The sequence below is a fragment of the Novosphingobium fluoreni genome (assembly GCF_014196615.1).
In the GTDB taxonomy this organism is placed as follows: domain Bacteria; phylum Pseudomonadota; class Alphaproteobacteria; order Sphingomonadales; family Sphingomonadaceae; genus Novosphingobium; species Novosphingobium fluoreni.
This window is the reverse complement of sequence record NZ_JACIDY010000007.1, coordinates 201,991-214,421: the sequence shown is the minus strand read 5'-3', so window position 1 is coordinate 214,421 and position 12,431 is coordinate 201,991. Positions and strand designations below refer to the sequence as shown.

Below are 12,431 nucleotides of genomic sequence, written 5' to 3'. Positions count from 1 at the left end.
CCATGCACCCAAAGCCTGCCCTTCGCTCAGATCATCCAGGGCATCACTTTTGGGCGAAGCGCGCCTCCTTTCGTACCTAAACCAACGAGACGCGCACGCTGCCTGCTCTATCCAAAACAGAACTGTTATCGGCAGCTAATGGTCGACTGAATTACACGATGGAAGGGAGGGCGCGAGAAAACGCTTTATGCAAAGCTCCATGGCTGTCATTCGCGACCAGTCGACACAATTTCGTTTTATCGCGCGTCGCAGGCGATAGCGGCAGGAAGCCGCCGTTCTGATTCCATCGGATTAGGAACACAGGCAGTCGCCCCATTTTTGCCATTATCGCGCTATTATTCATCTGCTTCGCTATAGGCAGAGTTGAGATGCCCCTGCCCGAAGTGCCGCCTGCTCTCGAGCTTCCGCACGTGGCCGCTGAGTTCGATGCAGCGGCCAGCCTGAAGATTGAGAAAAGCCTAAGCGTTATTCGCCCCCGATGCGCCGGTGATAAGGCTGATGAAATCGTGGTGTGCGCGGCAGATCCAAAACGCAATCGACTGGGATAACGGCCTAACAGCCCGCCAGATGGTCCACCAAAAACCGAGGCTCTATTAAGTGACAACGCCACTATCGATCTTCATGTGGAGGCAGCGCAAATTTCGGGCGCTCCCAGCAATCGCCTTATGGTCGGCGTAAAGATCGGGTTCTAGACGTGTCCTCGTTATCGGATCGTCGGGAAACTGCTCTACCACCCCGATCGTCGGCGAGGTGGCTGGCGAACATGCCACGGGGATAACTCCGGGAGGGCATGCCACGTCCACTGCCCACCTCGCTCGCGTGATTTTGCCATCAATCAGCCGGCGTCGGACGCACCCACTTCATTCGCGGCGACAAATTCTGTCGCTTGCGTCTGGTGCGACGGGTGCGGATCTTGCCGCAGGAGCATGATCGCTTGTTCGGCTATGGGCGACAAGTCCGTGAGATCAGCAAAGACGCTCGCTTTCATGCGCGGATCCCAGAACATTGCGATGTGATCGGCCGTGGCGGCGGCCGCATCGACGTCGCCCATGGTGGCAAAGTTGGCGGCGATCTGGTTGGCCATGCGGACGAGGTGTTCGCGTGGCGTCATTCCGCCGCCTCCGCTTCGATCCGGCGCGAGCGATGGGAAAGCGCTTCATAGCTTTCCTGCCAGTCACTTGGTCCATTCGATGCCGCGACCTGTACCGCCGTCACCTTGTATTCCGGGCAGTTCGTCGCCCAATCAGAGTAGTCGGTGGTGATCACGTTGGCCTGCGTCGTCGGATGGTGGAAGGTGGTATAGACGACGCCGGGCGCGACGCGGTCGGTTACCAGAATGCGGAGGGTCGTTTCACCCGCGCGACTGGCGAGCCGCGCCCAATCCCCATCGCGCAAGCCGCGGTCTTCCGCATCGATCGGATGTATTTCCAGCACATCCTCCGCGTGCCACACCACGTTATCGGTGCGCCGCGTCTGTGCCCCGACATTGTACTGGCTCAGGATACGGCCGGTGGTGAGCAAGAGCGGGAAGCGTGGCCCGGTCTTCTCGTCGGTCGGGATATAGTCCGTGACGACGAACTTGCCCTTGCCGCGGACGAAGCCTTCGATGTGCATGACAGGCGTACCGTCAGGCGCGGCTTCGTTGGCCGGCCATTGGATCGATCCCATCGCGTCTAGCCTTTCAAAGCTGACGCCGGTGAAGCTGGGGGTCAGCCGGGCAATCTCGTCCATGATCTGGCTGGGGTGGCTGTAATTCCAGTCCAGGCCGAGGGCATTGGCGAGGCCTTGCGTCACCTCCCAATCGGCGAGACCGTTCATCGGCGTCATCACCTTTCGCACGGGCTGGATGCGCCGCTCGGCATTGGTGAACGTGCCGTCCTTTTCGAGAAAGGTCGAGCCCGGCAGGAAGATATGCGCATAATTTGCCGTTTCGTTCAGGAACAAGTCGTGCACGATCACGCACTCCATCGCCGCCAGACCGGCCGACACGTGCTTAGTGTTCGGGTCGGACTGAAGGATATCCTCGCCCTGCACATAGAGCGCCTTGAACGTGCCCTCCACCGCAGCGTCGAGCATGTTGGGGATGCGCAGGCCCGGCTCCGGATCGATCGCCACGCCCCACTCGCTTTCGAACAGCGCGCGCGCCGAGGCGTCCGAGACGTGGCGATAGCCAGACAGTTCGTGGGGGAAGCTGCCCATGTCGCAAGCGCCCTGGACGTTGTTCTGCCCACGCAGCGGATTCACGCCGACGCCTTCGCGCCCGATGTTGCCGGTCGCCATCGCCAGGTTGGCGATCGCCATGACAGTGGACGAGCCTTGCGAATGTTCGGTGACGCCAAGGCCGTAGTAGATCGCCGCGTTCCCGCCGGTCGCGTAGAGGCGCGCCGCTTCGCGCAGCTCCGCCGGATTGACCATCGTAACCGGCTCTAGGGCCTCGGGCGAATTGCGCGATTGCGAGACGAATTCTGCCCAGTGGCTGTACTCGTCCCAATCGCACCGCTCACGCACGAATTCTTCTGCTGCCAATCCTTCGGTGACGATGACGTGCGCCATGGCAGTCAATACCGCGACGTTCGTGCCGGGACGCAGCGCCAGGTGATGGGCCGCCTCGATGTGGGGCGAGCGCACGATGTCTGTGCGACGCGGATCGATCACGATCAGCTTTGCGCCCTGCCTCAGCCGGCGCTTCATCCTGCTGGCGAAAACCGGGTGGCCGTCAGTCGGGTTGGCGCCGATGATCAGGATGACGTCGGCCTGCATCACGCTGTCGAAGTCCTGCGTGCCCGCGCTGGTGCCGAACGTGGTCTTCAAGCCATAGCCCGTAGGCGAGTGGCAGACGCGCGCGCACGTATCGACGTTGTTGTTGCCGAACCCGGCGCGGATCAGCTTCTGGACGAGGAAGGTCTCCTCGTTGGTGCAGCGGCTTGAGGTGATACCGCCGACGGACTCCCGCCCATACTTGGCCTGGATGCGCCGGATCTCGCTGGCGGCATGGGTGAAGGCCTCCTCCCACGATACTTCCCGCCACGGCTGATCGATGCTCTCACGGATCATCGGATTGAGGATGCGCTCCTGATGGTTGGCATAGCCCCAGGCGAAGCGTCCTTTGACGCAGCTGTGCCCGCGATTGGCCTTGCCGTCCTTCCACGGGACCATCCGGACCAGTTGCTCGCCCCGCATCTCGGCGCGGAAGGTGCAGCCGACACCGCAATAGGCGCATGTGGTGACGACGCTGCGATCCGGCGTGCCGATCTCGGCCACCTTGCGCTCTTGCAGAGTGGATGTCGGGCAAGCCTGCACGCAGGCCCCGCAAGAGACGCATTCCGACGAGAGGAAATCATCGGCAGCGGTGCCGGCCGAAATCTTGGACGCGAAGCCGCGACCGTCCATCGTCAGAGCCAGGGTGCCTTGCACCTCGTCGCACGCGCGAACGCAGCGCGAGCATGCGATGCACTTGCTTGGGTCGAAATCAAAGTAGGGGTTGGACTGATCCTTGGCGCTTTCCAGATGATTCTCGCCGGCATAGCCATAGCGCACCTCACGCAAGCCGACTGCGCCCGCCTGGTCCTGCAATTCGCAATCGCCATTGGCCGGGCAAGTCAGGCAATCCAGCGGGTGATCGGAGATGTAGAGCTCCATCACTCCCTTGCGCAACTTGTGAAGCGTCGGGGTCTGCGTGCGCACGACCATGCCCGGCTCTACCGGGGTGGTACACGAAGCGGGAGTGCCGCGCCGTCCGTCGATTTCCACAAGACAAAGCCGGCATGATCCGAACTGCTTCAAGCTGTCGGTCGCGCAGAGCTTGGGGATCGAAGTTCCCATCTCGGCTGCGGCGCGCATCACCGTAGTGCCGGCCGGAACGGTCGTTTCGCGACCGTCGATGTTCAAGGTGACGGAGGCGATGGCGTCCGACGCCGGGGTGCCGAAATCGGCCTGGGGTTCATAGCCCATGATGCTGCTCCAGCGGTGCCGGATCGCCCGGCAGGTTCATGTGTTCGCGAAGATCACGGCCGATGCCGCGCACGGTGATCATTCCGCAGCTTCGGCCATGCGCAGGCCGAAATCCTCGGGGAAATGGGTGATCGCGCTCATCACGGGATAAGGTGTGAACCCACCCAGCGCACAGAGCGAACCGAACTTCATCGTCTCGCACAGATCGGCAACCAGTTGCAGATTGGCTTCCGAGGCTTCCCCGGCGATAACTTTGTCCAGAGTTTCTCGCCCGCGCACTGATCCGATCCGGCACGGCGTGCACTTGCCGCAGCTCTCCGCCGCGCAGAACTCGAACGCAAAGCGTGCCTGCTTCGCCATGTCGGCGCTGTCATCGAACACGGTGATTCCGCCATGGCCGATCAGGCCGTCCACCGCCGTGAAGGCTTCGTAATCGAACGGCGTGTCGAACAGGGCAGGGGGGAAGTACGCCCCCAGCGGCCCGCCGACCTGCACCGCGCGGATCGGCCGTCCACTTGCCGTGCCGCCCCCGATCTTTTCGACAATTTCGCCCAGCGTGATGCCGAATGCAGTTTCGTACAAACCGCCGTGCTTCACATTGCCGGCGATCTGCACCGGCATCGTCCCGCGCGAGCGGCCCATGCCGTAGTCGGCGTAGGCTTGCGCGCCTTGGGACAATACGAAGGGTACCGCCGCCAGCGTCAGGACGTTGTTGATGACGGTCGGGCACCCGAACAGCCCTTCATGCGCAGGCAGCGGCGGCTTGGCGCGAACCTCACCGCGCCTGCCCTCCAATGAGTTGAGGAGCGACGTTTCCTCGCCACAGACATAGGCCCCGGCGCCCACGCGCACTTCGACCTCGAACGGCGCGACGATCGCAGAAGATAGCTGCACTGCTGCCTGCATCTTGGCGATGGCGTGCGGATATTCCGAACGGATGTAGATGAAGCCCTTGCCCGCCCCGACAGCCAGACCGGCGATGGCCATGCCCTCGATCAGCATGAAGGGATCGCCTTCCATCACCATGCGATCGGCGAATGTGCCGCTGTCACCCTCGTCGGCGTTGCAGACAATGTACTTTTCCGAACCCGGCGCGACACGCACCGTGTTCCACTTGATGCCAGCGGGGAAGCCCGCTCCGCCTCTTCCGCGCAGGCCTGATGCGGTAACCTCGGCGACGACGGCTTCTGCGCCCAAAGCCCGCGCGCGCTCCAATCCAGCCCAGCCACCGGTTGCCGCGTAATCGTCCAGGCTGGTCGGACGGGTCATCCCAGCCCGTGCGAAAGTCAGCCGGGTCTGGCTCGCGATGAACGGATGATCGGCGATCCGGCCAATACACAGCGCATCGGCCGTGCCGCCCAAAATCGCATCGACATGCGCCGCTTCGACGGGGCCATAGCCTATGCCATCGATCTCCACCAAAGGCTCAAGCCAGTGCATGCCCCAACTGGATGTGCGCACCACCTCATGCCCGCGCTCAGCAAAGGCCCTGGCCAGCAAATTTGCTCCGCAGGCAATCGCCAGGGCGTCATCTGAAATCCTGATCTGCATCATAGCGCCCCGATCAATGCGGCGACTTTGCCGTTATCGAGGCGGGCGTGAACCTCATGGCCGATCATCGCGTTCGGTCCGACCGAACATAGCCCCAGGCAATAGACAGTCTCCACCCGCACCCGCGCGCCGGCGACCTTTTCTGCCGCGATCGCCAGGGCCTCGCTGCCGCGCGATTGGCAGCTTTCGGCACGACATAATTTGATCGCCGGTCGCGGATCGGGCGTGCGGTGATAGTCGTGATAGAAGCTGACGACGCCCGACACCTCGGCACGGCTGAGGTTCAAGTGCAGTGCGATTTCGCGGATCGTCACTTCCGATACGTGGCCGAACGCCGCTTGTACGTCATGCAGGATCGGTAGCAAGGCATCCTGCCGGCTACCATGCGCGCGCAAAATCTCGTTCAGTTCAGCCATTGGTCCTCCACCTGCTGATCATCATGAGGTCGCGTGGCCAGAAACTCAAATCAAAGTTGGCGATAGTCGATAGGGCGTATCTATCATGCGATAGTCAATCCGTGTGCTACCGTCAGCGCGGCACGTGCGACAGGCGGCATCGGCTCTAGTGCGCCGACGAGCAGGCCAACACGGTTACTCTCCGGCAGGTCGCTGATCGGGATCAGCCGCACGCCGGTGGCCGGTGCGATGAAGTCGGCGTGGCTGTCCGTGACGATGCTGTTCAATCCACCCCGCGCCACGATCGACAGCAGCGCGATATAGGAATCCGCAGTAGCAACGGGGGTTGCCTGGACCTTCAACCGCGCCAGATGCGCATCCAGAATGCGCCGGTTCTGCATGCCCTGGTGCAAGAGGCACAATGGCTCGCGCACGGCCTGCGCCAGAGTTACCTCGTCCGCAGCGGCGAGCAGACTGCCCGGATGGACGGCCAGGCAATAGCGCTCGGAATAGAGCGGCGTGGCGATCATCCCGCCTGCCGGTTCGGCGTCTAGATAGGTGAGCCCGGCGTCCAGTTCGAACCCGGCCAATCCGCGCACGATGTGATCGGACGTCAATTGGCGGATCGCGACCCGCAGGTCCGGAAACGCAGACGCGAGCGCTCCCATGAAGCGCCCGACATACGGCATCGCGGCCGGAATACAGCCCAGTCGCATCTCGCCGCGCAGGGACCCTGCCGCATCCACCGCCAGCCGCATTTCGTCATGCCCAGCCACCAGGCGGCGCGCGTGGGAGAGGATGGCCTCACCCTCCGCCGTCAGCCCGACAAAGCGACGGTCGCGCTGGACCAGGCGTTTGCCCAACCGCGTTTCCAGATTGGCGATTCCCGCCGATAGCGTGGGTTGCGTGACATGACAGCGCGCGGCCGCTCGGGCGAAATGCCGCTCTTCCGCCAGCGCGATGAAGTATTCGAGGAAGCGGAACTGCATTGGCCGGTTATTAGGCTGGATCGCGCCGCGCGCGCAAGCAAGCAGCCTAGTGCGATTCTACAGACTTGTCGCGCTTCGCGTCAGCGTCACGCTGGGCGATATGAGGGCCGGCGTTATGTCGACGGCTCGCCCTGCCAGTTGAAGCGATTATGCCCGAAGGGGCACCCGTTGCAGTGATTATCATGACGAGGCTTGCGACATCAGCGAGGCGGGCAATCGAGCCAAAGCCCTGTCCGATAAGCTCAGAGATTAAGAGCGGATGGTGACCCCTACGAGAATCGAACTCGTGTTTCAGCCGTGAGAGGGCCGCGTCCTAACCGCTAGACGAAGGGGCCGTGTAGCCATGTGCCGGTCTGCAAAAGCCGCGTGAGAGTGGTGACCCCTACGGGAATCGAACCCGTGTTTCAGCCGTGAAAGGGCCGCGTCCTAACCGCTAGACGAAGGGGCCAATCTCATGCTGCGTCGTTTGCAGGCCCGCGCCTCTAGGCAAGCAGCGCGGGGGGGTCAAGCGCCTTTTTGCAATAGTCTGCGGATCAGGCTCAATCTGCCCACGCGGCGTCGTCCAGCAAAAGCTCCGCCTGGGGCCGAGCACCCCAGTCATCGATCTTGGCGCGGCCTGCCAGCCATAGGCGTCGGCCCTGGCTGGCATGCAGCAGCGCCTGTCCCAGATCGCTTTCGGCGGCACGAAAGGCGATCGCCTTGATCCGTCCGCCGTCGGGGCCGCTGGCAATCAGCCGGACGTGATCGGCGCCGACTATGTCCACTTTCACCAGGCGCACCGGTCCGACGGCGACCTTGGGGCCGGGCCAGCCCATGCCGAAGGGGCCAGCGACGTCCAGAGTGTCTACCAGCTGCGGCGTCAGGCCGCCGGGGGATAAGGCCAGATCGAGCAGCAGGGAGCGACTTTCGGTCGCCGCCGCCACGTCTCTGCCCAGCTTGGCGTCCAACCAGTCTCCGAAGGCACCCACCTTAATAGGATCGATCGTCAAGCCGGCGGCCATTGCGTGGCCGCCCCCGGCAACGAGAAGCCCTTCCTCGCGCGCGGCGATGATCGCAGCGCCAAGGTCGACGCCGCTGATCGACCGACCGGAGCCCTTGCCGTGGCCCGAGCCTTCCTCTTCCGCGCCAAGCGCGATGACGAGCGCGGGCTTGCCGGTCTTTTCCTTGATCCGCCCGGCAACGATGCCGATCACGCCGGGGTGCCAGCCACGCCCAGCCAGGACGAGAACGGCGCGGTTGTGCTGGGCGGCGACTTGCGCCTCCGCCTCTTCCTGCACCACTTGCTCGATTGCGCGGCGTTCATCGTTCAGGCGCGAGAGTTGTGTGGCGATGTCGCGGGCCTCATCCGGGTCGCGCGTCGTCAGGAGGCGCACGCCGAGGGTCGATTCGCCCACACGCCCGCCGGCGTTGATGCGCGGGCCCAGCGCAAAGCCCAGATCGCTGCACGTCGGCGCGCGGGAGAGGCGGCTGGCGTCGATCAAGGCGGACATGCCGATATTCTCACGCCTCGCCATGACCTTGAGCCCCTGCGCGACGAAGGCACGATTCAGGCCATGAAGCGACGCCACATCCGCCACGGTGCCCAGCGCAACCAGATCGAGCAGCGAGAACAAGTCCGGCTCGGCCCGGTCCTGGAACCAGCCCTTGCGCCGCAACGCGCGCACGGTGGCGATTGCGAGCAGGAAGGCGACGCCCACGGCGGCGAGATGACCGTGCCCCGCCGCGATCACGCCTTCGTCCAGGCGGTTGGGATTGACCAGGGCGGCTGCGCGCGGCAGCAGCGGCGCGCACTTGTGATGATCGACGACGATGACATCCACGCCGGCCTCATGCGCCATTGCCAGAGCTTCGTGCGCCATGGCCCCGCAATCGACCGTGACGATCAGGCTGGAGCCTTCGCCAGCTATCCGGACCAGAGCCTCGCCGGAGGGACCGTAGCCTTCCAGCAGCCGGTCAGGGATGTAATAGCGCGCCTCCTGGCCTAGCGCGCGCAGCAGCAGGACCAGCAGCGCGGCGCTGGTGGCGCCATCGACATCATAATCGCCGTAGATCGTCACCGTCTCGCCAGTCAGCACGGCTTGGGCAACCCGCTCGGCGGCGGCGTCCATGTCGCGAAATTCGGATGGGTCGGGCAGGAAAGCTCGCAGAGACGGCGCGCGGTGGCGGTCAAGGTCGTCTCGCTCCACTCCGCGGGAGAGCAGTAGTTGTGAGACGATGTCGTCCAGGCCGCTCTGGCCGACGCTGAGGTCCATGTTGCCGCCGCGCCAGCGCCAGGCTTTCCCGGACAGAGATCGCTCGATTCCGAAGACGGGTGTAGAAAGAGATTGCATGGCCGCTGACTACCGCAAGCTGGGGTGGCGGCAAAGGCCTGCGCCCCTTATCGGGGTGGGTATGGCCCATGAAGCTGAGAGATCCGGAATGCTGGCGATCATCTGGCACAGCCGCACTGGCGCATCCCAAGCCATGGCGCAGGCGATCGCGGCGGGAGCGGGGGATGCCGGTCGCTTGATCCCGGCTGGGGAAGTGACGGCGCAAGATCTGCTGTCCGCGTCGGGTTACGTCTTCGTATGCCCTGAAAACCTGGGCGCGCTGTCCGGCGCGATGAAGGAGATGTTCGACCGCTGCTATTACCCGCTGCTGGGGCAAGTGGAAGGGCGGGCCTATGCTTCGGCGATCGCGGCGGGGTCTGACGGGCAGGGCGCGCAGTCTCAGCTAGACCGCATCGTCACCGGCTGGCGCCTGCGCCGCGTGGCGGAACCGTTGATCGTCAATTTCGCCGCGCAAACGCCGGAGGCGATCGCGGCGCGCAAGGTGTTGCCGAGCGAGGGTCGCCGCGCCTGTCTCGAGATGGGCGAGGCAATGGCCGAAGGGCTGCGCCTGGGCATCTTCTGATCGCCGCAAGTGATTCGGCGGTATTCGCGGCTTGCGTTCGGCTGATCGGTGGGCATGGTGCGGCCGGGCTTTCGGGGGTGATGCACGATGACATATCAATCGGACGAGCATGCCCGTGCCGGGGTGTCCTTCCTGTTCCGTCCGGGGGAGCGCCCGGATCGGGCCGCGCTGGAGCAGGCGTTGGCGCAGTGTCAGGCCGTGGCCAGTGTCACGCACGATGATGGGGCAGGTCAGGTGGAGGTTCTAGCGAGTGGCTTGGCCTTCATGTGTGACGGATTGAACCCCGCATCGGTCGATTCGACGGGGCCGGGCTTTGTGGCTTCCGCTGTGCCCTATGGCTTCTCGGGTGAAGTCAATTGTGGGGGGCATGAAGCCGTTCGCCTGTATCCTGGCCCGCATTTGTCCGGCGGGTTAGCGCTCACGCCGGTCGTTCGCGCACTGTTGGCTTTGGCGGCGGAACTGGCCGTCAGCATGCCGGTTGCGGCGTTGTATTGGCAGCCTGCCGACACGTTGATCGAACCGCGCTATTTTTCTCGCGTCGTGCTGGCTTGGCTCGCGGGCGGTGCGTTCCCGGCGGCGGGGCTCACCGCGATGACGCGATTGGCCGATGGCAGCGTGGTCACGCATGGGTTGCAACATTTTATCGGATATGAACTGACGTTCCGCGCCTCCGCTTTGGATGGCGATGCGGTTTCCCTGTCGGGCGCCGCCGCAGCCGTGGATTATCTCATGCGTGAAGGCGCTCCGAAAGCGCTGTCTGAATTGACGATCGATAGGCAGCGCTATCAGGCGGAAACTGCGCTCCACGCGCGGCAAGTGCTGGTTTGGCCGGAAGCAGCTGCGCTTACGGCAGGGACCGCGACCGCTTTCTAGGACCCCACGGTGAGGCTCGGCCGGACGAGATCGGCCAGGCAGCGGGCGTAGAGCTGATGTTCGGCGATGAGGACGCGCGCGGCAAGCGTCTCGGGCGTATCACCCGGTGCGATGGCGACGGCGACTTGGCCGAGCGTAGGCCCACAATCCAGGTCCTGAGTCACCAAGTGGACAGTCGTTCCGCCATGGCTGTCGCCCGCCTCGATAGCGCGTTGATGTGTGTGGAGGCCAGGGTATTTGGGGAGAAGCGAGGGGTGGATATTGACCATCCGGCCTTCCCAAGCTGCGACGAACGCCGGCGAAAGGATACGCATGTACCCTGCCAGCACCACCCATTGCGCACCGCTTTGGCGGATAGCGGCGTCCATCGCCATGTCGTGCGCTTCGCGGGTCATGCCCTTGTGGGATAGCGAAAACGTCGCGACGCCCTCGGTCGCTGCCAGGGCGAGACCGCCGGCTTCGGGCTTGTTGCTGACCACCAACACCAGTTCGTAAGGGCAATCCGCCAGGCGGCTGGCGTAGAGTAGGGCGGCCATATTCGTGCCGCTGCCGGAAATCAGTACGGCCACTTTTGCGCGAAATGCCATTATGCAGCGGTCCGGGGGCGGAACAGCATCGATGATCCGGACGTTTGGCGGCTCATGGCAGGTTTCCCCTTATCGCTGGCGTTTGTCCCGGCGTCTGCGCGCTGCCCGTATGCGCTTGCGAGCCGAGGAGCAACTGCCTGATGCATGCGCCGTTCAAGCCCAATCCCGAAGACCTGACGTATCTGCGCCGCCTGGGCTGGACCGTGGTGATCGGCGCGATCCTGATGATGGCCTGGCGCGCGTCGGACCTGCTGCTGCTGGCCTTTGGGTCGCTGCTGGGCGCGGTGATGTTCCGCAGCGCGGCCCGGATGATCCAGCAATTGGGGGTGCGCAACTGGCGGATCGCCCTGGGGCTGGGCACGTTGCTGGTTCTCACGGTATTCGGCGGGATGCTGTACCTGCTGACGGTGCAGTTCGGCACTGAATTGGCGGCGATGCTGGGGAATCTTCCTGGTACGTTGGAGAAGATCGAGCGCGGGCTTTCGGTCAACCCCGTCGGCCGCGCGGTGGTGCAGGCGGGCGAGGCCGCTGCTGGCGGCAGCAAGATCGCAGACAGCCTCAGCGAATTGGTGCGCGGCGCGGGCGAGATCATGCTGAACCTGGTGATCGTGATCGTGGGCGCGATGTTCATCGCCAGTAATCCTAGCCCCTATCGCAATGCGGTGGTGCTGATGACGCCCCGCCCGGCCCGGCAAACCATGGAACGCGCGCTGAACGAGATGTCGTTCGCTCTACGGCTATGGCTCAAGGCAAAGCTTATCTCGATGGCGATGATGACGCTGGTGATCGGCGGTTGCCTGTGGTGGGCGGGGCTCGAATCATGGGCAGCTTTGGGCCTCTTGGGCGGCCTCAGCGAATTCGTGCCCTATGTCGGCCCGGTCGTCGCGATGCTGCCGGCGATCGGCTTAGCGGCCGCCGTGGGCGGTGACGTACTGTGGCGCACGCTTGTCGCGTTCCTCGTGGTGCGCGTGATCGAGGGCTGGCTGCTGACGCCGTTCGTCAACCGCACCGTCGTCAACATCCCGCCCGCACTGACTTTATTCACGATCCTAGCCGTGGGCGCGGTATTCGGCGTCTATGGCGTGTTTTTCGCCGGAGCGCTGCTGGTGGTGGCGTTCGTCGGTGTGCGCGAGTTCTACCTGCGCGATACCCTGGGGGAGGATATCGACGGCGTCCCTCGCGATACCTGAAGC

10 protein-coding genes and 2 tRNA genes are annotated in these 12,431 nt (G+C 64.0%); 3 read left to right on the top strand and 9 right to left on the bottom strand.

Features of this window, described 5'->3' with window-relative positions; all coding sequences use genetic code 11:
• Positions 1-835: 835 nt before the first annotated feature.
• The 8 genes from GGR39_RS14190 to recJ all read right to left on the bottom strand — a co-directional run bounded on the left by GGR39_RS14190 (position 836) and on the right by recJ (position 9,216).
• On the bottom strand, positions 836-1,084 hold the full coding sequence (locus tag GGR39_RS14190; RefSeq protein WP_183617838.1) for a formate dehydrogenase subunit delta: 249 nt from the start codon (positions 1,082-1,084) through the stop codon (positions 836-838).
• Positions 1,085-1,107: 23 nt separating this feature from the next.
• A complete protein-coding gene (fdhF, locus tag GGR39_RS14185; RefSeq protein ID WP_183617836.1) occupies positions 1,108-3,951 on the bottom strand; it encodes a formate dehydrogenase subunit alpha in 2,844 nt (947 codons plus the stop codon).
• 78 nt (positions 3,952-4,029) lie between these two features.
• Entirely contained in the window at positions 4,030-5,505 is a 1,476-nt protein-coding gene (locus tag GGR39_RS14180; protein WP_183617834.1) for an NADH-ubiquinone oxidoreductase-F iron-sulfur binding region domain-containing protein, read from the bottom strand.
• Positions 5,502-5,918: an NADH-quinone oxidoreductase subunit NuoE family protein gene (locus GGR39_RS14175; protein ID WP_183617832.1), complete on the bottom strand. Its 417-nt coding sequence runs from the start codon at positions 5,916-5,918 to the stop codon at positions 5,502-5,504. Before GGR39_RS14175 ends, GGR39_RS14180 begins: the two co-directional genes overlap by 4 nt.
• Positions 5,919-6,001: 83 nt before the next feature.
• The gene (locus tag GGR39_RS14170) at positions 6,002-6,886 is read right to left on the bottom strand and encodes a LysR family transcriptional regulator (protein ID WP_183617829.1); all 885 of its coding nucleotides are present in this window, start codon (positions 6,884-6,886) and stop codon (positions 6,002-6,004) included.
• A 260-nt stretch (positions 6,887-7,146) separates the two neighbouring features.
• Positions 7,147-7,221: transfer RNA gene (locus tag GGR39_RS14165), tRNA-Glu, on the bottom strand.
• A 38-nt stretch (positions 7,222-7,259) separates the two neighbouring features.
• Positions 7,260-7,334: transfer RNA gene (locus GGR39_RS14160), tRNA-Glu, on the bottom strand.
• A gap of 91 nt (positions 7,335-7,425) precedes the next feature.
• Positions 7,426-9,216: a single-stranded-DNA-specific exonuclease RecJ gene (gene recJ / locus GGR39_RS14155; protein WP_058737751.1), complete on the bottom strand. Its 1,791-nt coding sequence runs from the start codon at positions 9,214-9,216 to the stop codon at positions 7,426-7,428.
• Between the two features lie 88 nt (positions 9,217-9,304).
• Here recJ and GGR39_RS14150 point away from each other — a divergent pair, with 88 nt between their 5' ends.
• Together GGR39_RS14150 and GGR39_RS14145 are read left to right on the top strand one after the other, a co-directional pair.
• Positions 9,305-9,778, top strand: a complete 474-nt coding sequence (locus GGR39_RS14150) for a flavodoxin family protein (RefSeq protein WP_246388762.1) — start codon at positions 9,305-9,307, stop codon at positions 9,776-9,778.
• Between the two features lie 87 nt (positions 9,779-9,865).
• On the top strand, positions 9,866-10,651 hold the full coding sequence (locus GGR39_RS14145; protein WP_183617827.1) for a hypothetical protein: 786 nt from the start codon (positions 9,866-9,868) through the stop codon (positions 10,649-10,651).
• Here the strand turns inward: GGR39_RS14145 and purN are convergent.
• Positions 10,648-11,238, bottom strand: coding sequence for a phosphoribosylglycinamide formyltransferase (gene purN, locus GGR39_RS14140; protein ID WP_183617825.1), 591 nt, complete (start codon positions 11,236-11,238; stop codon positions 10,648-10,650). The two genes, GGR39_RS14145 and purN, sit on opposite strands and share 4 nt — an antisense overlap.
• 140 nt (positions 11,239-11,378) lie before the next feature.
• Here purN and GGR39_RS14135 point away from each other — a divergent pair, with 140 nt between their 5' ends.
• A complete protein-coding gene (locus tag GGR39_RS14135) occupies positions 11,379-12,428 on the top strand; it encodes an AI-2E family transporter (protein ID WP_183617823.1) in 1,050 nt (349 codons plus the stop codon).
• Positions 12,429-12,431: the final 3 nt, after the last annotated feature.

Excerpts from the sequence above, each read along its gene's own strand:
- GGR39_RS14170 (WP_183617829.1), bottom strand. The coding sequence starts at position 6,886 with ATGCAGTTCCGCTTCCTCGAATACTTCATCGCGCTGGCGGAAGAGCGG.
- GGR39_RS14190 (WP_183617838.1), bottom strand. The coding sequence starts at position 1,084 with ATGGCCAACCAGATCGCCGCCAACTTTGCCACCATGGGCGACGTCGAT.
- recJ (WP_058737751.1), bottom strand. The coding sequence starts at position 9,216 with ATGCAATCTCTTTCTACACCCGTCTTCGGAATCGAGCGATCTCTGTCC.
- GGR39_RS14175 (WP_183617832.1), bottom strand. The coding sequence starts at position 5,918 with ATGGCTGAACTGAACGAGATTTTGCGCGCGCATGGTAGCCGGCAGGAT.
- GGR39_RS14180 (WP_183617834.1), bottom strand. The coding sequence starts at position 5,505 with ATGATGCAGATCAGGATTTCAGATGACGCCCTGGCGATTGCCTGCGGA.
- GGR39_RS14145 (WP_183617827.1), top strand. The coding sequence starts at position 9,866 with ATGACATATCAATCGGACGAGCATGCCCGTGCCGGGGTGTCCTTCCTG.
- purN (WP_183617825.1), bottom strand. The coding sequence starts at position 11,238 with ATGGCATTTCGCGCAAAAGTGGCCGTACTGATTTCCGGCAGCGGCACG.
- GGR39_RS14135 (WP_183617823.1), top strand. The coding sequence starts at position 11,379 with ATGCATGCGCCGTTCAAGCCCAATCCCGAAGACCTGACGTATCTGCGC.
- fdhF (WP_183617836.1), bottom strand. The coding sequence starts at position 3,951 with ATGGGCTATGAACCCCAGGCCGATTTCGGCACCCCGGCGTCGGACGCC.
- GGR39_RS14150 (WP_246388762.1), top strand. The coding sequence starts at position 9,305 with ATGCTGGCGATCATCTGGCACAGCCGCACTGGCGCATCCCAAGCCATG.